Here is a 19,977-nt window from a genome sequence, read left to right as displayed (position 1 = left end):
ATCTGAGGGTCGCGCTTGTTCGGTCGGCGGGCCGTGCGCCGGCCGAGCCGACCTCGCGGATCGACCTACATCGGGTCCGCCCAATTCCCGGGCTGGACAACCCCCGGCCCGCGTGACCGCTGAGCAGCGGTCGGAACTCGCCCGCCCTGACGACCTGCCAGCAACGATCTTTCGGTCGATCTTGGAGATCCGCTACGCCGGACCCGAGGGAGCCCTGCTCAGGTCCACGACGCAGAAGACGTTGCCGTCCGGATCGGCGAGGACGACGAAGTCGGGGTTCTGCGGGTAGAGGTCCCACGCGACTTCGCTGGCTCCGAGCTCGATCAGGCGCTCGACCTCGGCCTGCTGCTCGGCTTCGGTTTCCGTCAGCAGGTCGAGGTGGATACGCGGGTGTTCTTGAGCGGGTGACTCGCTGAGCATCAGGGCGAGTACCTGCGAGCCGTCAGGATGCTCCAGGGTTCTCCAGGTCGGGCTTTCCCGCTCGGGTGTGGCGACGAGATCCAGCGCAGACGTCCAGAAGGCCACGGCCCGTGGAATGTCGGTCACGCCTATCACCGGATATCCGAGTCTGATCATGGGCCCGAGTCTAGGGAGCGCTGGAACCGCTCAGGAGCGCGCCAGGTGGATCGTCCTGCCACCACCTGCGGAGAGCTCGCGGCTCACGCCAGTAGGTCGTGCAGGGTTCGGACCGCGGCGTGTACTTCGCGGTGGGTGGTGTAAAGGGGGTGCAGCCCGAAACGGATCAGGTCCGGTGGCCGGTGGTCGGCCGCGACGCCGTTGTCCCTGAGAGCTTGGACGATCTTGGGGGCGTCGCTGTGGCAGATCGCGACGTGGCCCGCTCGGCGATGTGGCTCCCGTGGCGTGGCGACCGTTGCCGCCGTCCCTACCAGGAGTTCGTCCGCACATGTCATGAAGTAGCCCGTCAACGACAGGCTGCGCCGGCGCACCTGGTGCATGTCGACGGCGTCATAGGCGTCCAGGGCCGCTTCAAGGGCGATCATCGAGATGATCGGCGGGGTGCCGATCCGGGCCCGGGCGATGCTGGGGGCACCCTGGTAGGTGTCCCCCATGCTGAAGGGGTGCTCGTGGCCGTTCCAGCCGGGAAGCGGCTGGTCGAACGCCTTCTGGTGGCGTGTGCTGACATAGGTGAAGGCCGGTGAGCCGGGCCCGCCGCACAGATACTTGTAGGTGCATCCGACCGCCATGTCCACCCCGTTGGCGTCCAGATCGACCGGGACGATCCCGGCGGCATGGCACAGATCCCACACCACGATGGAGCCGGCGGTGTGGGCGGCGTGGGTGAGGCCCGCGAGATCGTAGAGTTCGCCGGTACGGAAGTCGACGGGCTCGTGAAGCAGGACCCCGATGTCGTCACCGTCCGTGCGAAGACATCGGTCGATCTCGTCGGGCGGTACACGTCGTACGGTGAGCTCCAGCAGGCGTGCCGCGGAGTCGGTGATGTAGCGGGCGGTCGGGAACTGAGTCGTGACGCTCAGGATCACCTTGCGATCCGGCCGCAGTCGTGACGCCGCGACCAGGGCGTTGAACAGCTGCACCGTGGTGGAGTCGCTGACCACCACCTGCCCGGGGGCGGCGCCCAGAAGCCGCCCGATCTTGTCGCCGGCGCGGGCGGGGGCCTCCCACCACCCGTCCTCCCACCATCCGTCGATGAGCCGCTGACCCCATTGGACGTCGACCGCCTCACGTACGGCGGCGGACACCGAGGACGTCAGCGGCCCCAGACAGGTGCTCTCCATGTAGATCTGATCGGCAGGCAGGACGAATCGCTTCCGCACATGGGCCAGCGAATCCGCGGCGTCCAGACGCTCGGCTTCCTCGGTCAGGGCCTTGGCTACGCGCACGTTCACGTTCGACCTCTCGCCTGGTGACCTTGCCTGTGGTTTGTGTTCGGGAGCCCACGACGAATGCACAGCACCAAGAAGGGGGCGCCTCCGAATGTGACGTGCCTTGTGGAGCGCGTCAAATGACCTGGCATGTTTGGCAGATATATGTCGTGCCCGGCGCCGATTGGGTCTGCGCCCCTTGCTGCGACGCCCGGACCGTCCCGCCTCGGTTCAGAACTCCTCGTCCAGGCTGACCGTGCCTTCGGTGCCGATCTGGTAGGCCGAGACTCTGCGCTCGAAGAAATTGGACAGTTCCTGGACGTCCTGGAGGTCCATGAAGGCGAAGGGGTTGGCGGTGCCGTAGCGGGTGGGCATGCCCAAGCGGGCCAGCCGCTGGTCGGCGACATACTGCAGGTACGCGCGCATGTCGTCGGCGCTCATTCCCGGCAGGCCGTCGCCGCACAGGTCGTGGGCGAAGGCGAGTTCGGCGGCGACGGCCTCCTCCATCATCCGCGTCACCTGGCCGGTCAGGTCCTCGTCGAACAGGGACGGTTCCTCGGCTCGGATGGTGTCGACGGCGCTGAAGGCGAACTGCATGTGCATGGATTCGTCACGGAAGACCCAGTTGGTGCCGGACGCCAGTCCGTTGAGCAGTCCCCGGGAGCGAAGCCAGTAGACGTAGGCGAACGCACCGTAGAAGAACAGGCCCTCGATGCAGGCGGCGAAGCAGATCAGATTGAGCAGGAAGGCCCGCCGGTCCTGGCTCCCGTGCAACTGGTCGGTGTGGGTGAGGGAATCGATCCAGCGGAAGCAGAAGGCGGCCTTGTCGCGGATGGAGGGGATGTTCTCGACCGCTGCGAACGCCTTGGCCCGTTCGTCGTGGTCAGGCAGGTAGGTGTCGAGCAACGTCAGGTAGAACTGCACATGGACGGCTTCTTCGAACAGTTGCCGGGACAGGTACAGGCGTGCCTCAGGGGCGTTGAGGTGCTTGTAGAGATTGAGCACCAGGTTGTTCGCGACGATGGTGTCACCGGTGGCGAAGAAGGCCACCAGCCGGTTGACCAGGTGGAATTCTTCCGCGCTGAGACGGGTCAGATCGGAAAGGTCGGAATGCAGGTCGACCTCTTCGACGGTCCAGGTGTTGCGGATCGCGGCGCGGTAATGGTCGTAGAAGCCCGGGTAGCGCATCGGCCGCAGGGTCAGGTCCATGCCGGGGTCGAGCAGCATTCCGCGACGCGGGACAGAGGTGTTCGTGGTCGGCGCGTTCACTGGCATGCCTCGCAGATTTCCGGGTTCTCCAGAGAGCACACTGTGGCGTCGGGAGCGGCCTGGACCGTGGCGGTGGGGGCGGTCTGGGACGTGGCGGTGAGGGTGGTCTGGGCGATCTTGGTGGCGGGACGGGACCGCAGGTAATAAGTGGTCTTCAGTCCGCTGCGCCACGCGTAGGCGTACATCGACGACAGCTTTCCGATCGTCGGCGTCGCCATGAACAGGTTGAGCGACTGGCTCTGGTCGATGTACGGCGTGCGGGCGGCGGCCAGGTCGATCAGCGCCTTCTGCGGCAGTTCCCACGCGGTGCGGTACAGGCGCCGCAGGTCGTCGGGGATCTCGGGGATGTGCTGGACGGATCCGTCGCCCCGTTTGATCGCGTCGCGGATCTCGGCCGTCCACAGGCCGCGGGTCTTCAGGTCCTCGACGAGGTAGTGGTTGATCTGGAGGAACTCCCCCGACAGCGTCTCGCGTTTGAACAGGTTGGACACCTGGGGCTCGACGCACTCGAAACAGCCGGCGATGGAGGCGATCGTCGCGGTCGGCGCGATGGCGATCAGCAGGGAGTTCCGCAGCCCCGTCTCGGCGATCGTCTGGCGCAGCGCCTCCCAGTCCGCGGTGTGGTGCGGACGGGCGTCGGGCCAGTGGTCGGGATGCAGGACGCCGCGTGCGGCGCGGGTGCGGGAGTAGGCGGGGTGCGGACCGGACTCGCGGGCCAGTTCGGCGGACATGCGGTAAGCCGCCAAAGCGATCTCCTCGGCGATCCGGGCGGACAGCTCCAGCGCCCGTGGCGAGTCGAACGGCAGGCGGAGCTGGAAGAACACGTCCGCCAGGCCCATCACGCCCAGCCCGACCGGCCGCCAGGCGGTGTTGGCCGCCGCGGCCTCGGGCGTGGGGTAGAAGCCCCGGTCGATGGTGCGGTCCAGGAACCGGACCGCGGTGCGGACGGTGGCGCGCAGCCGATCCCAGTCCAGACCGGCGGTCCCGGCGGTGTCGACGAGGGCGGCCAGGTTGATCGAACCGAGGTTGCACACGGCCGTCTGGTCGTCGCTGGTGACCTGGAGGATCTCGGTGCACAGGTTGGAAAGATGCACCACGTTTCCGGGTTCGGCGGTCTGGTTGCAGGTCCGGTTGGAGACGTCCTTGAACGTCATCCACCCGTTGCCGGTCTCGGCGAGGGTGCGCATCATCCGCCCGTACAGCTGCCGCGCCGGGACGGTCCGGACCGCCATGCCCGCGGCCTCGGCGGCACGATAGGCGGCGTCGAACTCCTCCCCCCACAGGTCCACCAGCTCAGGGACGTCCTTGGGGTCGAACAGTGACCAGGGGCCGTCGCCCTCGACGCGGCGCATGAACTCGTCCGGCACCCAGTTGGCCAGGTTCAGGTTGTGGGTGCGCCGCGCCTCCTCCCCGGTGTTGTCACGCAGCTCCAGGAACTCCTCGACATCGGCATGCCAGGGCTCCAGGTACACGCATGCCGCCCCCTTGCGGCGTCCGCCCTGGTTGACGGCGGCCACCGAGGCGTCCAGGGTCCGCAGCCACGGCACGATCCCGTTGGAGTGCCCGTTGGTGCCCCGGATCAGCGACCCGCGGCTGCGGACCCGGTTCCAGGAGATCCCTATACCGCCGGCGTACTTGCTGAGCCGCGCGACCTGCGCGTACCGCTCGTAGATCGCCTCCAGCTCGTCGCGCGGGGAGTCCAGCAGGAAGCACGATGACAGCTGCGGACGCGCGGCACCGGAGTTGAACAGCGTGGGCGAGCTCGGCAGGTAGGACAGCGAGCTCATCAGCGCGTACAGTTCGGCCGCCTCGGCGACGGTCTCGGCCAGCCCGCAGGCCACCCGCAGCAGGAAGAACTGCGGACGTTCCATCACCCGTCGCGTCCGCGGATGGCGGAGCAGGTAGCGGTCGTAGACGGTCCGCAGCCCGAAGTAGGTGAACCGGTCATCGGCGCCGTGGTCGATCAGCCGGTCCAGTTCGACGGCGTGCGCGGCGACGAACTGGGCCGTCCGCTGGTTCAGCAGCCCCGCGGTGTGTGCCGCCGCGACCGAGGCGGCGAAACCATGGTCGCCGGCCTCGTCCGCGATCTGGACGGCCAGCAGCCGCGCGGCGACGACCGAATAGGCGGGCTCGGTGGCGACCAGCGCCGCCGCCTGCGCGATCGCCGCCGCCGGCTCCGCGGGCAACCGCCGGGGGTCGACGCCGGTAAGCCCGGCGCACGCTCGTGCGATCTCCTCGGTGACCGCGCTCGGCGGCGCGACCAGTTCCTGTGTCACGTGCTCTCTCCCTCGCGAGCCGGCCCCGGGGAATCAGGGGCACGCGAGCAGAGCACGGCAGGGCACCGGCACCTGCCCACAAGCCTTCCCGCGAGGCCATGGACGACCAACACGTCGGCAGGTCTTCGGACTCGCGGGCATCACGCCTACCGAAAGGCATGTCCTACTGGCCGTCGCTTCCCAGGCCGCGGCTCTCCGCGGCCCAGTGCTGGTGACGGCGGTCGTTCCCGCTCACCGCTGCGGGGCAGTCCCGGATTCGCACCGGGTTCCCTCTTACGACACCCGTCCCCTAGCGAGGACGGGTGAACCAACGCTCCACGAACCATACATCTTGTGGCGCCACCGTCCCACCAACCCCACATGTAGAAACACCGTGACCATGATCACTCCGCTACCAGGCGGCGTCCTCGTAGTTATGGGCATTTCCTAGCCAGGAGAAACGGGTGTCTTCAACGCGTGACAGGCGGCCGTCCGTGAGCTGGATGAGATGGGTTCCGGATTCGTCGATCCGCTCGGTCAACGAGTCTTCCGGCAACCGGACGGACCAGCCGGTGGGCTTTCCGGTTCGGACGGAGAATCTCATCAGCAGGTTCTTGGATTCGGCGTCATCCATAGAGGGGAACTGCGCCGCGGCCGTCAGGGTCTGGCCGTCCGAGTTGAGAACGAAACAGTCGATCTCACCGTTGTCTCCTGTTCCTATGTTCCGCACGGGGCGCGAGTCGTAGAGGTCGTCACCGGGTTTCGTGGTGTCGAGCAGGCGCAAGTGACCGAGCTTGGTCACTATGGACGAGTCCTCCCACCAGATGAACCCGAGCGTGCGGTTGTCGGGCGACCAGGTGGGGCTCTTGATCCAGCCTGTGGCGGGGGCGCTCCACGTCCTTCGGGTTCCGGTGCGGACGTCGATGACGATGACCTCGGAGCGGTCGCCCACGCGTCCGACGGCGGCGACCTTCGAGCCGTCCGGGCTCGCCGCGTAGCCGCGAGGATCGATCTCCCGCGCCAGGCGGATCGCACCGCCGGGAACCGGTTTCGGACGGGACGGCCTGCCGCTCGCCGAGAGCATGACCCGGTAGAGGAAGTGCTCGTCCGTCTTGGTCTCCGCGACCAGGAAGAACGTGCGGCCCGAGCCGGCCACCGACACGTATCTGTCCTTGACTTCGGGGATGACGGCGATCTCCCGGCCGCGGAGGTCCCGCACCGCCGCCCGGCCCTTGGTGATCGTCAGGAGGTAGGACGGGGTGCCGGCCACCGGGACGGAATTCTCGTTGGGGGCTCGTCCTATGCGCATGCCCAGCGCGGTGGCGCCGACCAGGACGAGAACGAGCGCCGCGGCCACTGCGGACGGGACCGTCCACGCCGGCCTCTTTCGCCGGACCGGAACGGTCAGCGGCGCGAGGGTACCCGGGTCTACGGTCTGGGCGGCGGTGTCGAAGGCGTCGCGGAGGCGCTCCTCGGTCCTGCTGGTGTCGGTCCCGGTCATGATTCCTCCCCGCGCTTGGTTTCGAGCCTCTTGCCGAGCGTTCTCAGGCCCCGTGACGTGGTGGACTTGACCGTTCCGCGGCTGACCCCCATGACTTCGGCGATCTCGGACTCGGTCAGGTCCAGGTAGTAACGCAGGACGAGCGCCTCCCGCTGGCGTGCGGGAAGCCTCCTCAAGGCCAGGAAGACCTCGCGCCGCTCCTCACCGAGGAGCGCCGCCGACTCTGCCGACCAGACGGGAGGCTCGTGTGTGCGGCCGGTACGGAGCGCGAGCCTGCGCCTGCGCAGCACGTGGCGACACCTGTTCACGACCGTTCCGCGGATGTACGGCAGGATCCGCTCGTGATCGAGCAACTTGTCGATCTTGCGATGCAGGATGACGAAGGCGTCCTGCACCACGTCCTCGGCGGTCGCACGGTCGCCGACGATCATGAGGGCGGTGCGGACGAGGCTGAGGTGGTGGTCACGGAACAGTGTCGTCAGCGTGACCGCGAGGGCACCCTCGTCCGGGGCGGACGACGCCCGGGAGCGGGGCTGCCCTTGGGCTTCCGCTATGTCGATTTCCACATCTTCTACTGCCGCGAAAGCTCCGATCGGTTGCTCCTGCCGGCCCCGCGATATCCGCGGAGCCGGCACATCGGCAGGGCGCTGACCCTGACCTGCGGCGACCGCGCCGGCAATCTTGACAACTGGTCGAGCAGGGTGGGCGACGGCGCTATCGCCCGTCGATCCCGGTGTCCGGGGTCACACCGCGCTCTCGGACGGGACGGGACGAAACCCCGAGCAAAGGACGCGAAGCCAGACGATCCGGTCGTCGAGGGTGGCGTAATAGACCTGCTGCTCGACGTGGTGACGGCTGTCTTCGGTGCGGACCTCAAGGCGGTAGGCGAGGTGTTCGCGGTCGCCCACACGGCCGGTGCTGACGTGCAGGAGACGTTCGATGTGGTCGCCCGGTTCGAACCAGCGGCCGAGGACGATCTGGTCGACGACCTCGTCGGCGCTTCCGGCGTCCCAGTGCCGTCCGGGGGTCAGGGCCTTGAAGTCGATCGGGTCGTCGAGCAGCGCCCGGAGCGCGTCGCGGTCCTTGGCGGCCAGGGCGTGCGCGAACCTCTCGCCGAGCGTGGGCGCGGCTTCCATCACTGCCCGCCGTCGTGTTCCTGGAAGGCCACGGGGCGGCCGTGCTCCTTCCAGGCCGCCAGGCCACCGTCGAGGTGCGCGACATCGGTGTACCCGAGTTCCTGGAGCGCCAGGGCGGCGAGCGCGGAACGGCCGCCCGAGGCGCAGTACAGGATGGTCTTGGACGCGGGGTCGAACCCGTCGCGGTAGTACGGGCTGGTCGGATCGGCCCAGAACTCGAGCACGCCCCGGGGGACCAGCACGGCACCCGGAACTCGGCCTTCGCGCTCGACCTCGTCGGGCTCGCGCAGATCGACCAGTGTCACCGGGCCGGACTCCAGCGCCTCGGCGACCTCGTCGGCCGACAGGTTCCGGATCTGGGTGCGAGCGCGGGCGATCATTTCGGTGACGGAGCTTCCCATCGACGGTCCTTTCGCAGGTGCTTCCCGTCATCACACAGCAGTCGGAAGAAGATCGCATCTGTTGCCGGCGCGCGACCTCCCGAAACGTTCACGCCAGGGGCGCTCTACAGGCCCGAGATCAAGGAGCCGGACGGGCAGATCGTCGCCGATGCGGGCGGTTCGCCCACCAGATCGTCACGACCGTGTGAGTGTCGAGCCCTGCGGCCGGGACGTAGGTTTCCCGGACCGCAGGATCGTTCGGTCGCGGGGCGGGGGACGTGGTCGCGTCGTAGCCTGAGGTGTCGAGACCCTCACGAAGGGCACGCCGCTGGCGCGGACTCTCCCTCAAGGCCCTTGCCGACCTGGCCGGGCTCAGCCAAGGATTCCTGTCCAGAATCGAGAACGGGCAACTCGCCCTCGACCGCCGCTCCCATATCGCCGCGGTCGCCGCCGCTCTGAGAGTGTCGGAAACAGACCTCGTCGGCGGCCCGCACCTCAGCACCGACCATGAGCAGTCCGAACCGCATCTCGCCGTCCCGGGGCTGAGAGTGGCCATCCAGACCAACCGGTTCGGAGACGCCATCGTCGAGCGGGCCCGCTCGCTGCCAGACCTGCTGGCAGAGCTCCGACACCTTAACAGGGTCTTCCTGGCCTGCGACTACCCCTCGCTGGGTGAGCGCCTGCCGGGTGTCATCGATGAACTGCACTGGCATGTCGCCGAGCCAGGGGATGAGGCCGCACAGCTTTCTGCCCTGAGGGCGCTGATCGAGGCGTACATGTACGCCACTCTCCGGATAAAAGATCTGGGATACCTGGACCTCGCGCATCAGGCAGCGTCACGCGCGGACGAGGCCGCCCGCCTCCTCTGCGAGCCCGTCGCGGGCGGCAAGGCCGATTTCCTGCGCGTGCAGACGATGCCACGCGGGAGTAGTTGGGGACGGGCACAGCAGATCGCGGAGCGTGCGGCGGACGCACTCCAGCCGCACGCGACGGAACCTCTCGGCGTCCAGGTGCTGGGCATGCTGACGCTGTCGGCGTCGCTCGCCGCCGCCGCGCAAGCACAAGGGGACCGCCGCGAAGGGATGGATGTCCGAGGCGACGGCCCTCGCCGCACGGGTGCGCGACGAGCCCCACGAGAACTGGTCGTCGTTCTCAGCGACGAACGTCAAGGTATGGGGCGTCGCGATCGCGACCGAATGCGGCGAGCCGGCAGGCGCCGTCTTGAAGCTCGCCGAGGGCGTCGACGAGGACAGGATCCGTGGACTGAACTCGCGTCACGCCGCGTTCCTCGCCGATGTAGGGCGCGGTCTGGCTCGCGACCCGCATCGCCGCCAGGAGGCGCTCCGGTGGCTGAGGCGAGCCGAGGAGGCCGCCCCGCAGCGGATTCGCAACTCCAACCCTGTCCGCGAGTCGGTGACGGTGATGTTGGAGCAGGCGCGGGTGGCTTCGCAAGGCCGTGAGTTGCGGGGTATGGCGGCGCGGATGGGTGTTCCGCACTGACCTGCCGCTCAAACTGTGACCGTCGCATGGCTGGACGCGCGGCGCAGGCGAAAGGTGCTTGTGAGCGGGGACGTGTGATGCCTAAGGGCCGCCTGGTACTGGCGGAGGGCCCAGCCGACGAAGGCCGGGCCCTCCGGGTCGTGCGTCAGTGTGACGAGCGCACCTGACCGTCAACGTCGGAACCGGAGACCGTCATCGAGTCGGCCGAGGTGGCCTCGTCCTGGTCGCCGGAGCCGATCACGTTGCTGCGCCGGGTCATCACCGCGCCCGCGACGCCGATCGCGGCGACGGCTCCGACCATCGCCATGACGGCGCCCCGGCGGGGGCGTTCCGGCCTCGGTGGTTCGACCCGGTGGGCGACGTCACTGAGGAACGCGCTCACCCGCGGAGCAAGGCCGGTCTCCACGTACCTGGCCGCCTGCCTGAGCCTGGGTGCACCCCAGCCGCGGGCAACGAGCACGCGGCTGGCGGCGGCCGGGCCGATCCGCTCAGCGGCTACGGAGGCACGCTGACGCGCCATGTCGGCGCCGTGTCGGGCCGCTTCCTGAGCGCGACCGAACCGCGTGCGGGCTTCCTCCCGCGGCTTCCGGCGAGTACTGATCATTAGGGACACGCTAACCTCCCTGTTTGCGAGGTCCTGTCTGCACCCTTCCCTGCGGCTGGAAGGTAAACCCCGTCCGCGTGATCGATCAGTTACTTAGCGTGATGGATTCGTGCATGTCCGGGACCGACCGGTACACCCAATTCACGAGGAGGCGGCCAGCGTGGCCAACGAGATCTTCGCAACGCTCAACACGTCGCTCGGCAAGATCGTGATCCAGCTCTACCCAGAGCAGGCGCCCGAGACGGTGGCGAACTTCGTCGACCTGGCGGAGGGCAACAAGGTGTGGCACCATCCGCGCACCGGCCAGAAGACCGAGGCGCGCCTGTACGACGGGACGATCTTCCACCGGGTCATCGACGACTTCATGATCCAGGGCGGTGACCCGCTGGGAACCGGTACCGGCGACCCGGGCTACAAGTTCAAGGACGAGTTCCACCCGGACCTGAAGTTCAACAAGCCCTACCTGCTGGCGATGGCCAACGCCGGGCCCGGCACCAACGGCTCGCAGTTCTTCATCACCACGAACGTCGCCGCGACGCAGCATCTGACCGGGCGGCACACGATCTTCGGGAAGGTGATCGAGGGAACCGACGTCGTCGACCGGATCGGCAAGGTCCCCACGGGCGCGGCGAACCGTCCGAAGGAGGACGTCGTGATCGAGTCGGTGACGATCGAGCGACGTTAGTCGTTTTACTGGGGGAGAACCCGCACCGGCACGACGGAGCGCCCACATGAGCACTGAGCCCAAGCCCGACACCTCGGTACCGACCTGCTACCGGCATCCGGGGCGGGAGACGTACGTGCGCTGCACGCGGTGCGACCGCTACATCTGCCCCGAGTGCATGCGGGACGCGGCGGTGGGGCACCAGTGCGTCGAGTGCGTGACCGTAGGCAACCAAGGCTCGCGGGGCGCCAGGCGGGTGACGCCGCTCGGGGTGCCCGGGGCCGCGTCGGCGGTGCCGGTCGTCACGTACACGCTCATCGGGCTGTGCGGGCTGGCCTACCTGATCGAACTGTCGTCCTGGCGCTTCATCGCGGACTACATGATGGTGGGCCAGGCCGCCCTCCCCAACGGGGACGTCGTCGGGGTGGCCGACGGCGAGTGGTACCGGCTCGTCACGTCGATGTTCCTGCACCAGCGCGGCGGGTCGTTCGGGATCGCGCACATCGTGTTCAACATGTGGGCGTTGTGGGCGATCGGCCCGGCGCTGGAGCAGGTGCTCGGTCGGTGGCGCTACCTGGCCCTGTACATGCTGTCGGGGCTGGGCGGGTCGGTGCTGCTGTACCTGGTGGCCCCGGGTGACTCCGCGGTGGGCGCGTCCGGTGCGATCTTCGGCCTGTTCGGGGCCTACTTCGTGATCGGCCGCCGGCTGGGCGGTCAGGTCGGGCCCATCGTGTTCCTGCTGGGGATCAACCTGGTGATCACGTTCTCGGTGCCCGACATCTCCTGGGAGGGACACATCGGCGGCCTGGTGGTCGGCGGTGCGCTGGCGGCGGCCATGGCGTACGCGCCGGCCGCGCGGCGGCAGCTCGTCCACATCGCGGCGCCGCTGGTCGTGCTGGGGTTGCTCACCGCGCTCGTGGTGGCCAAGACCGCGGAGTTGAGCTCGGCCCTGTAGGCCGGGTCCGGTCGTCCGGGCCGAGCTCAGCTCCGCGCCTGTGGATAACCTGGGGAAAACCGGGGTGGGAGATCCCCAGCCTGTGGATAACTTTCGTGGATTCGTTCGCAGCTAAGGCGGGTAACACACCTGGATGGCTCTGGGACGCGCTCAGCGCCAGCGGGTCGAGAGCACCACGCCGAGGATGATGGCGGCGAAGCCGATCCCCAGGTTCCAGTTGTGCAGATCGCTCATGTACGGGACGTCGGTGTTCGTGCTCGCCGTCACGTAGAAGACCGCGATCCAGGCCAGGCCGACCAGCCAGAGCCCGACCATCGTGGGCACCAGCCAGCGTGGGCTGACCTCGGGAGCCTTGGACCTCTGCGGGGGCGTGTAGACCGCCTTCTTGCGCACTTTGGACTTGGCCACGGTGGGATCGATCTCCTCGGGCGTCCGGCGGCCGGAGCGCCGGTCCGCGCATGGGTGTTTTGTCGGTTAGCGTAGTCGCTGGTGAGCAGCGTACGGCGTCCGGCGTGGGGAAGCATCATCCCAGGTATCACGCTTGTCGCGGGCACCTTGTTCGCGGCGAGCGCGAGCACGGCCCGCGGCACGAGCCTGCGCGACGAAGGCCGGACGCGGATCACCGACCTCATCTCCGCAGAACAGCGCCAGGGTCACCGTGAGCGCGAAGAGTACCGGCGGCTGCGCCACGAGGTCGACACGATCTCCCGTGCGGCGGGACGGCACGATGCCCGTGTGAAGCAGGCGCAGGGAGAGGCAGACGATCTCGCTGCCGAATCCGGGTTCGCTCCTGTCGCCGGATCCGCCGTCCGGGTGTCCCTCGACGACGCACCGCTCCCCGCATCGGGCGATCTCCCCCACGGTGTCCGGCCGGACGACCTCGTCGTCCACCAGGGGGACGTCCAGGCCGTCGTGAACGCGCTGTGGGCGGGCGGAGCGCAGGCCATGCAGATCATGGACCAGCGGGTGATCTCGACGAGCGCCGTGCGATGCGTGGGCAATACCCTGATCCTTCAAGGGGTCGTGTATTCGCCGCCGTTCCGGATCACCGCCCTGGGGAATCCGGACCGGCTGCGGTCGGCGCTCGACGCCTCGCCGCAGATTGGGACGTACCGTAAGTACGTCCGCGCGTACGGGCTGGGATACGCGGTCCGTACGCTGGAGCGGACCACCTTGCCCGCATACACCGGGAACGTCACCATGAACCACGCGACGGTGCCCGAGGGCGACGGCGGTCCCTAGCGCGAAGAGCGCGGGGCAGGACGGGGTTTCGGCGGAACCGGAACGACGCCGAGACACAAGCAGAGGGGGATGCCCGGTGCGGGTGATCATCCGTGGCATGGGCGAGCTGATCATCACCGCGGGGCTGATCCTGATGCTGTTCGTCCTGTACGAGCTGTGGGGCACCGGGCAGTACACGCGCGCCCAGCAGGATCGCCTCGGCCGCGAGCTGGCGAAGACCTGGCGGTCGTCGCAGGTGACCACCGAGAAGGTGAAGCTCGGCTCGGGGCTGGCGATGATCCGCATCCCGCGGTTCGGCGACAAGTACCACTTCGTCGTCATCGAGGGTGTCGACCGCGCCGACCTGCGCAAAGGCCCCGGCCACTATCCCGGTAGCGCGATGCCCGGCCAGATCGGCAACTTCGTCGTCTCCGGCCACCGGACGACCTACTCCGCGCCCTTCAACCGGCTCGGCGAACTGCGTGCCGGGGACAAGATCCTCATCGACACCCGGGACCGGCAGTACGTCTACAAGGTCACCGGCCGCGAGATCGTGAAGCCGTCGGCGGTCGAGGTGACCGCGCCCGTCCCCCACCACCCGAAGAAGCGGCCGACCGAAAAGCGGATCACGCTCACCACATGCCACCCGAAGTACTCCGCCGCCGAGCGGATGATCATCTTCGGTGAGCTGTCCACCGAGCTGCCCCGCGCCGCCGCCCCGACAGGAAAGTAGAGGCCACCGTGTACGCCTGGATCTGGCGCCATCTGCCGGGGACCTGGCAGACCAAGACCGCCGTCGCACTCCTCCTCGCCCTCGCGGCCGGCATCGTGTTCTGGTATCTCGTGTTCCCCTGGCTGGAACCCAAGGTCCAGTTCGACCACGGCGTCGTCAACGGCACGCCGTCCAGCCCGCCCGGGCCCGGGTGAGATGATGCGCGTCCTCGTCGTGGACAACCACGACAGCTTCGTGTTCAACATCGTCCAGTACCTGCGGGAGCTCGGCGCCGACTGTGTCGTCAAGGACCGCTCGGACGTCACGGTCCGGGACGCCGCGGCGGCCGGGGGCGTGCTGCTGAGCCCGGGCCCCGGGCACCCCGCCGGCTCCGAGGTGTGCCTGGATCTCGTCCAGGACGCGGAGCGCCGCGCCGCGCCCCTCCTCGGCGTCTGCCTCGGCCATCAGGTGATCGCCCATGTGTTCGGCGCGACAGTGTCGCGGGCGCCGGAGGTCGTCCACGGGTACGCGAGCCCCATCGCGCACGACGGCGCCGGCGTGTTCCGCGGTCTGCCCGACCCGTTCCCCGCGACCCGCTACCACTCGCTCGCCGTCGAGCCCGCCACCGTGCCCGGCCACGTCCTGCGGATCACCGCCCGGACGCCGGACGGGGTCGTCATGGGCCTGCGGCACAGGACGCTCCCCATCGAGGGCGTCCAGTTCCATCCCGAGTCCGTGCTGTCCGCCGACGGGCACCGCCTCCTCTCGAACTGGCTTGAGATGTGCGCATCCCTCGTATGACCTGCGTATTCACCGTGGTGGGGTGACGTCGGCGAGCCGTTCGCCGCCGTGTACCGAAAAAATCCGCTGAAACCCGTAACGTCCCGACATCTCACTCCGAAGACCCTACTGAGGGCTTCCGCCATTGCCCCCGAGTGGCGGAGGCCCTCCCTTATGCCCGGCGCCATGCCCGGTGACCACGTGTCGCCGACCGACGACGACCAAGGCCCCGGCCCCCTCAGCTGAGGGGGCCGGGGCCTTGTCATGTACGGGCGCGCTCAGTCGCCGTTCGGGAAACCGGGGAGCCCGGTCGGCGTTCCGGTCGGCAGCGTCGGGGTCGGAGACGGCTTCTGCGCCACGAAGATGGTGACGACGTCGCCCGGCGCCACCGTCGCGTCCGGGCCCGGGGACTGGTCGTACACGAAGCCGACCGCGACCTGCTTGTCCGGCGGCGGCGTGCCCCGCTGCACCGAGCACTTCAGCCCGAGACCCTCCAGCCTCGCGCAGGCGGCCCGCTGGCTGCTGTTCGTCAGGTTCGGCACCTTCAGGTTGCTCGGCCCGTTCGACACGTACACGATGACGGTCGACTTCTTCGGCGCCTTCTCCCCACCGGCCGGGTCGGTGCGGATCACGCTGAGACGCGGGACGGAGTCGCTCGTCTCCACCCGCTTCTCGACGTCGAAGCCCTGGGCCTCCAGCAGGTTCTTCGCCACCGTGTACGGCTTGCCGGTCACGTCCGGGACCTCGATCGTGGCGGGCGGCCGCTTGCCCCTGGAGACCGTCAACGTCACCGTCGCGCCCTCCTCCAGCTCGCTGCCGGGCCTCGGGTCGGAGCTGAGGACGTTGCCGCGCCGAATATCGTCGCTGTAGTCGAACTTCGGGTCGCCGACCTTCAGCCCGAGCTTGGTGAGCTGCGCCTTCGCCTGCGCCTGCGGGACGTCCACGATGCTCTGCGGGACCACGACCTTCTTGTCGTCCTTACCGTTGCCGCCCGACATCATGAAGCCGATCACGGCGGCGCCGCCGATGAACAGCACGGCGAGCGCGATCCAGATCGCGGCCTTCTTCCCGCCGCCGCCGCGCTCAAGGCCGTCCTCGTCGTACTGGGCGGGCGGCAGGTCGTATCCGTTGCCGACCGGACGCTGCACCTGCGTGCGCGCCGGACCGCCCTGCGGGTAGCCGCCCATCACCTGGGTGCCGCCGGGCTGCGCGCCCATCAGCATCGTGGACGCGGCGGTCGAGGCCACCGGCTGCCCCTGGAGGACGCGCTGGATCTCCTGCCGGAACTCGTTCGCGTTCTGGTAGCGGTGCGCCGGGTCCTTGGCCATCGCCTTCAACACGATCGCGTCGGCCCAGTGCGGGATCTCCGGGTCCACCTGGGACGGCGGGACCGGCTCCTCCCGGACGTGCTGGTAGGCGATGGCGACCGGGGAGTCGCCGGTGAACGGCGGCTTGCCGGTGAGCAGTTCGTACAGCACGCAGCCGGTGGAGTAGATGTCACTGCGGGCGTCGACGCGCTCGCCGCGCGCCTGCTCGGGCGACAGGTACTGCGCGGTGCCGATCACCTGGGCGGTCTGCGTCATCGTCGCCGCCGAGTCGGACATGGCACGGGCGATGCCGAAGTCCATGACCTTGACCTCGTGCGCCCGGGTCATCATCACGTTGGCGGGTTTGATGTCGCGGTGCACGATCCCGCCGCGGTGGCTGTAGTCCAGCGCGCGCAGGATCCCGTCGGTGATCTCCAGTGCCTTGTCGGGCAGCAGCGCGCGGTTCTCCCTCAGCAGGTCGCGCAGCGTGCTGCCGTCCACGTACTCCATGACGATGTAGGGGATGGACGTGTCGCCGATCATGTCCTCGCCGGTGTCGTACACGGCGATGACCGAGGGGTGGTTCAGCGACGCGGCCGACTGCGCCTCACGCCGGAACCGGGCCTGGAACGTGGGGTCACGGGCCAGGTCGGAGCGCAGCGTCTTGACCGCGACCACGCGATCGAGACGCAGGTCTCGGGCACGGTAGACCTCGGCCATGCCGCCCCGCCCGATCACCGTGTCGAGCTCGTAGCGGCCGCCGAGCAGCCGAGGTTGACTCATATGTGCACTTTCCCTCGTACGTCTACACCTTGTCCTCCGAACCTAGCTCCCCGTTATGCGTGGGTGAGGGATCCGGGCTCGGAGTTGACGGAGTCGTGGTGCTCACCGTCGGTGGCGGTGTCGGGTCTGGGGCGCTGCGAGTCGCCCGGGGCGGTTTCCTCGTTGGCTTCTGTGTAGTGGACGCGCTGCCCGCTCCAGGCGTTGACGGACGGATACTACGCGTCCCATGCCGCCTCGTGACGGCCGGTGCCGGACGCCGGGTCTTTCGGACGGACGGTGTGCCTGGTGGGGCGGCGGGGTCCTCCTCGACTTCGCCGCCGGCCGGACCCGTTGCCGGAGCCGGTGCAGGGTCGCGCTTGTTACCGGAACCGGCGACCGCGAGCCCTTTCCACAGGGACGCGGCCAAGACGCCGACGAGCAGCAGCCCGGCGGCGACCGACGCGTACGCCATGGCCGAGCGTCGTTGCCCGGTCCCCTTGGTGAGGTTATCCGGCCCAGAGGTAACGTCAAATCCCGACATATTGGACGTCTGCCCCACGTTTCGGACAGTCGGTCCCGCCGTAGGACGGGCAGCGCCCAGCCCCACCACCGCGGTGACGGCGCTCACACCGGGTTTCTCCCCGGGCCGCACCAGCCGGCCGGTGCTCAGCGAAGCCCGGATCTGTAGCGCCCGGTCCGCCACGGCGTTCGCGTTCGCCGGACGCTCCGCGGGCACCTTGGCCAGCATCTGCGAGATCAGCGCCCGCGCCGCCGCGGGCACCCGCGCGGGCAGTTCCGGCGGCGCGTCCTTCACATGCTTCAGCGCGATCTCCACCGGCGTCCGGCCATCGAACGGCGGCGCGCCGGTCAGGCACTCGTAGGCCACCACGCCCAGCGAGTACACGTCGGCGGACGGGCTGATCTGCTGCCCCGACGCCTGCTCCGGCGAAATGTAGTGCGCCGTCCCCATCACCATGCCGGTCGCGGTCTGCGACGCCGCCGCCAGCCGCCGCGCGATCCCGAAATCAGTGATCTTCAACGTGCCGTCCGGCGACACCATCAGGTTCGCCGGCTTCACGTCCCGATGCACGATCCCGGCCTCGTGCGCCACCGTCAGCGCCCGTCCCGCCTGCACCATCAGGTCCAGGACGGCCTCCAGCGGCAATCCGCCGTCGCGAGCGAGGATCGCATCGAGCGGCTTGCCCGGGACCAGCTCCATCACCAGGTACGTCCGGCCGTCCTGCTCACCGAAATCGAATACCTGTGCGATACCGCGATGCTTGAGGCCTGCCGCGAGATCGGCCTCCGACTCGAACCGGCGGCGCGCCGACACATCCGAGCCGAGCTCCAGGCGCAGCAGCTTCACCGCCACCAGCCGCCCGCGCACCGCGTCGGACGCACGCCAGACCTCGCCCATCCCCCCGGTCGCCAGCCGCTCCAGCAGCCGGTACCGGTGGTTCAGGACGAGGCCCGCGCTCACTTCCTCAGCACCGCCGCCATGATCTCCGCAGCCACGGGACCGGCGTTGGTCGCGCCGTCGCCGGGACCCTCGGTGATCACCGCGAACGCGTACCGCGGGTTCTCCACCGGGCCGAACCCGACGAACCAGCGGGAGTTCGGAATCGGCGCTCCCTGCTCGGCCGTACCGGTCTTACCCGCGATGTTGCGGCCCTGGAGGTTCTTCGCGGTGCCCTCGGAGACCACCGCGCGCATCATGTCCGCGAGCTGCCCGGCGTGGTCGGACGACATGGCCTGCGCGTACACCTTCGGCGAGGCGTTGTACAGCTCGCTCTGGTCCTTCGCCCGCACCTTCTGCACCACGTACGGGTTCATGATCTTGCCCTTGTTCGCGATCGCCGCAGCGACCATCGCCATTTGCAGCGGCGTGGCCCGCACGTCCTGCTGGCCAATGCCGGATCGCGCCGTCGCGTCGCCACCGGTCGGGATCGTCTTGCCGCTCGCGTCCCGCGTCGTCAACGGCACGTCGCTCTCGGCGGCGTACATGTCCGGCTCCAGCGTGACCCTCTTCCCGAAACCGAACTTCTCCGCGCCCTGGTGCAGCTGCTGGATCCCGAGATCGAGCGCCATCTTCGCGAACGAGGTGTTGCAGGACTCGGCGAACGCGCCCTTCAGCGGCGCCTGCCCCGCGCAGCTCCCGCTGTCGTGCGAGTTCGGCAGCGGCTTCCCCGACTCCGGCAGGATCAGCTGGCCGGTGTTCACCGTGGACGAGCTGCTGAGGTTGAGCCTCTCCATCCCCACCGCCGACGTCACGGCCTTGAAGGACGAGCCCGGCGGGAACGTCTGGCTCAGCGCGTTGTCCACCAGCGGCTTGATGACGCCCTTCGCGCCGTCCAGCTCCTCCAGCCGCTTCGCGCCCTTGTCACCCGCCTGCGGTGCCACTTCGTTCGGGTCGAACGACGGCCACGACGCCGCGACCTGGATCGCGCCGGTCTTGATGTCCATCACCACGGCGCCGCCGCGGCGGCCCTCCTGCGTCTGCGCCCGCAGCCGCTGGTAGGCGACCCGCTGCGCCTCCGTGTTGATCGACAGCTCCAGGTTCGCCCCCTCGGCCTTCTTGCCGATGAACGTGTCGAACCAGCGCTGCTGCGTGATCCGCTTGTCCTTGCCGCCGAGCAGCGAGTTGTAGGCCCGCTCCACCTGCGTGGCGTTGCCGTTGAAGTACCCCGTCACGGGAGCGAAGATCGGGCCGTCCTTGTAGGACCGGCCGTACTTCGGGTTGTCCTTGCCGGTCTCCTGCGACGTCACGAGCACCACGCCGCCCGCCGAGATCGTCCCGCGGGGCGAGTTGAACAGGTCCGAGTACTGCCGGCTGTTGTTCGGGTCCGTGCGCAGGTCCTCCGCCTGGCTGCCCTGGACGTAGTTCACCTGCGCCATCAGCCCGAAGAACAGCAGCAACCCGAAGATCGCCACTCGCCTGATCGGCTTGTCCATGTTCATGTGGCCTCGCTCCGCTCGGCGCCGAGCGAGCCCGGGAAAGCACGGCCCTCGCTCGTCGCGTGCTCGCTCCTTCGTCGCTGCGCGCGCTCCTCGGTCAGGACCGCGCCGGCTCGCTCGGGGTTCATGAGG

22 protein-coding genes, 1 pseudogene and 1 riboswitch are annotated in these 19,977 nt (G+C 68.8%); of the genes and pseudogenes, 8 read left to right on the top strand and 15 right to left on the bottom strand.

The window, feature by feature from the left end; genetic code table 11:
* Positions 1–192: 192 nt before the first annotated feature.
* From AMA02S_RS03080 to AMA02S_RS03045, 8 genes are all read right to left on the bottom strand, one after another.
* Positions 193–576: a VOC family protein gene (locus AMA02S_RS03080; protein ID WP_067451114.1), complete on the bottom strand. Its 384-nt coding sequence runs from the start codon at positions 574–576 to the stop codon at positions 193–195.
* Between the two features lie 83 nt (positions 577–659).
* Complete coding sequence (gene kynU, locus AMA02S_RS03075) at positions 660–1,868, bottom strand: kynureninase (protein ID WP_245667324.1); 1,209 nt, start codon at positions 1,866–1,868, stop codon at positions 660–662.
* Positions 1,869–2,075: 207 nt separating this feature from the next.
* A complete protein-coding gene (locus AMA02S_RS03070) occupies positions 2,076–3,119 on the bottom strand; it encodes a ribonucleotide-diphosphate reductase subunit beta (RefSeq protein ID WP_245667323.1) in 1,044 nt (347 codons plus the stop codon).
* A complete protein-coding gene (locus AMA02S_RS03065; protein ID WP_067451108.1) occupies positions 3,110–5,389 on the bottom strand; it encodes a ribonucleoside-diphosphate reductase subunit alpha in 2,280 nt (759 codons plus the stop codon). Before AMA02S_RS03065 ends, AMA02S_RS03070 begins: the two co-directional genes overlap by 10 nt.
* Before the next feature lie 99 nt (positions 5,390–5,488).
* A riboswitch (cobalamin riboswitch) is annotated at positions 5,489–5,716 on the bottom strand.
* A 64-nt stretch (positions 5,717–5,780) separates the two neighbouring features.
* Positions 5,781–6,869, bottom strand: a complete 1,089-nt coding sequence (locus tag AMA02S_RS03060) for a TolB-like translocation protein (RefSeq protein ID WP_067451105.1) — start codon at positions 6,867–6,869, stop codon at positions 5,781–5,783.
* Entirely contained in the window at positions 6,866–7,435 is a 570-nt protein-coding gene (locus AMA02S_RS03055; protein WP_245667322.1) for a SigE family RNA polymerase sigma factor, read from the bottom strand. The genes AMA02S_RS03060 and AMA02S_RS03055 overlap by 4 nt, the downstream gene beginning before the upstream one ends.
* A gap of 177 nt (positions 7,436–7,612) precedes the next feature.
* Positions 7,613–8,005: a hypothetical protein gene (locus AMA02S_RS03050; protein ID WP_067451102.1), complete on the bottom strand. Its 393-nt coding sequence runs from the start codon at positions 8,003–8,005 to the stop codon at positions 7,613–7,615.
* Positions 8,005–8,406, bottom strand: coding sequence for a rhodanese-like domain-containing protein (locus AMA02S_RS03045; RefSeq protein ID WP_067451100.1), 402 nt, complete (start codon positions 8,404–8,406; stop codon positions 8,005–8,007). Before AMA02S_RS03045 ends, AMA02S_RS03050 begins: the two co-directional genes overlap by 1 nt.
* A gap of 278 nt (positions 8,407–8,684) precedes the next feature.
* On the opposite strand from AMA02S_RS03045, the pseudogene AMA02S_RS44880 reads away from it, so the two are divergent.
* Positions 8,685–8,807: pseudogene (locus AMA02S_RS44880) on the top strand (helix-turn-helix domain-containing protein); the annotation flags it as partial.
* Positions 8,808–9,221: 414 nt separating this feature from the next.
* Here the strand turns inward: AMA02S_RS44880 and AMA02S_RS43910 are convergent.
* Positions 9,222–9,371: a hypothetical protein gene (locus tag AMA02S_RS43910; RefSeq protein WP_245667321.1), complete on the bottom strand. Its 150-nt coding sequence runs from the start codon at positions 9,369–9,371 to the stop codon at positions 9,222–9,224.
* A 100-nt stretch (positions 9,372–9,471) separates the two neighbouring features.
* Here AMA02S_RS43910 and AMA02S_RS43905 point away from each other — a divergent pair, with 100 nt between their 5' ends.
* A complete protein-coding gene (locus tag AMA02S_RS43905; RefSeq protein WP_067451094.1) occupies positions 9,472–9,885 on the top strand; it encodes a hypothetical protein in 414 nt (137 codons plus the stop codon).
* 145 nt (positions 9,886–10,030) lie between these two features.
* On the opposite strand, the gene AMA02S_RS03030 is transcribed toward AMA02S_RS43905, so the two are convergent.
* Positions 10,031–10,405, bottom strand: coding sequence for a hypothetical protein (locus tag AMA02S_RS03030; protein WP_157430337.1), 375 nt, complete (start codon positions 10,403–10,405; stop codon positions 10,031–10,033).
* A gap of 244 nt (positions 10,406–10,649) precedes the next feature.
* Between AMA02S_RS03030 and AMA02S_RS03025 the strand changes: the two genes are divergently transcribed.
* Complete coding sequence (locus AMA02S_RS03025; RefSeq protein ID WP_067451090.1) at positions 10,650–11,174, top strand: peptidylprolyl isomerase; 525 nt, start codon at positions 10,650–10,652, stop codon at positions 11,172–11,174.
* A gap of 46 nt (positions 11,175–11,220) precedes the next feature.
* A complete protein-coding gene (locus AMA02S_RS03020) occupies positions 11,221–12,108 on the top strand; it encodes a rhomboid family intramembrane serine protease (protein WP_067451088.1) in 888 nt (295 codons plus the stop codon).
* Positions 12,109–12,258: 150 nt separating this feature from the next.
* Here the strand turns inward: AMA02S_RS03020 and AMA02S_RS03015 are convergent, their stop codons facing one another.
* A complete protein-coding gene (locus tag AMA02S_RS03015) occupies positions 12,259–12,516 on the bottom strand; it encodes a cell division protein CrgA (RefSeq protein ID WP_067451086.1) in 258 nt (85 codons plus the stop codon).
* A gap of 81 nt (positions 12,517–12,597) precedes the next feature.
* Here AMA02S_RS03015 and AMA02S_RS03010 point away from each other — a divergent pair, with 81 nt between their 5' ends.
* The 4 genes from AMA02S_RS03010 to AMA02S_RS02995 all read left to right on the top strand — a co-directional run bounded on the left by AMA02S_RS03010 (position 12,598) and on the right by AMA02S_RS02995 (position 14,842).
* Positions 12,598–13,350, top strand: coding sequence for a DUF881 domain-containing protein (locus tag AMA02S_RS03010; protein ID WP_084264466.1), 753 nt, complete (start codon positions 12,598–12,600; stop codon positions 13,348–13,350).
* A 97-nt stretch (positions 13,351–13,447) separates the two neighbouring features.
* Positions 13,448–14,062, top strand: a complete 615-nt coding sequence (locus AMA02S_RS03005; RefSeq protein ID WP_245667320.1) for a class E sortase — start codon at positions 13,448–13,450, stop codon at positions 14,060–14,062.
* Between the two features lie 8 nt (positions 14,063–14,070).
* Entirely contained in the window at positions 14,071–14,256 is a 186-nt protein-coding gene (locus AMA02S_RS03000) for a hypothetical protein (protein WP_067451080.1), read from the top strand.
* A gap of 1 nt (position 14,257) precedes the next feature.
* Positions 14,258–14,842, top strand: coding sequence for an anthranilate synthase component II (locus AMA02S_RS02995; protein WP_067451077.1), 585 nt, complete (start codon positions 14,258–14,260; stop codon positions 14,840–14,842).
* A gap of 257 nt (positions 14,843–15,099) precedes the next feature.
* Here AMA02S_RS02995 and pknB read toward each other — a convergent pair whose 3' ends face one another.
* From pknB to AMA02S_RS44590, 4 genes are read right to left on the bottom strand one after another with little or no spacing between them, the layout of a single operon-like run.
* On the bottom strand, positions 15,100–16,911 hold the full coding sequence (pknB, locus tag AMA02S_RS02990; RefSeq protein WP_067451074.1) for a Stk1 family PASTA domain-containing Ser/Thr kinase: 1,812 nt from the start codon (positions 16,909–16,911) through the stop codon (positions 15,100–15,102).
* 22 nt (positions 16,912–16,933) lie between these two features.
* Entirely contained in the window at positions 16,934–18,370 is a 1,437-nt protein-coding gene (locus AMA02S_RS02985) for a serine/threonine-protein kinase (RefSeq protein ID WP_067451071.1), read from the bottom strand.
* The gene (locus tag AMA02S_RS02980) at positions 18,367–19,848 is read right to left on the bottom strand and encodes a peptidoglycan D,D-transpeptidase FtsI family protein (RefSeq protein WP_067451068.1); all 1,482 of its coding nucleotides are present in this window, start codon (positions 19,846–19,848) and stop codon (positions 18,367–18,369) included. Before AMA02S_RS02980 ends, AMA02S_RS02985 begins: the two co-directional genes overlap by 4 nt.
* Complete coding sequence (locus tag AMA02S_RS44590; RefSeq protein WP_281181832.1) at positions 19,845–19,973, bottom strand: hypothetical protein; 129 nt, start codon at positions 19,971–19,973, stop codon at positions 19,845–19,847. The genes AMA02S_RS02980 and AMA02S_RS44590 overlap by 4 nt, the downstream gene beginning before the upstream one ends.
* Between the last annotated feature and the right edge of the window lie 4 nt (positions 19,974–19,977).

This window comes from Actinomadura macra NBRC 14102 (assembly GCF_001552215.1).
GTDB classification, from domain to species: Bacteria; Actinomycetota; Actinomycetes; order Streptosporangiales; family Streptosporangiaceae; genus Spirillospora; species Spirillospora macra.
Note: the sequence above shows the minus strand (reverse complement) of the source record. Positions and strands in the feature narration are given on the sequence as shown.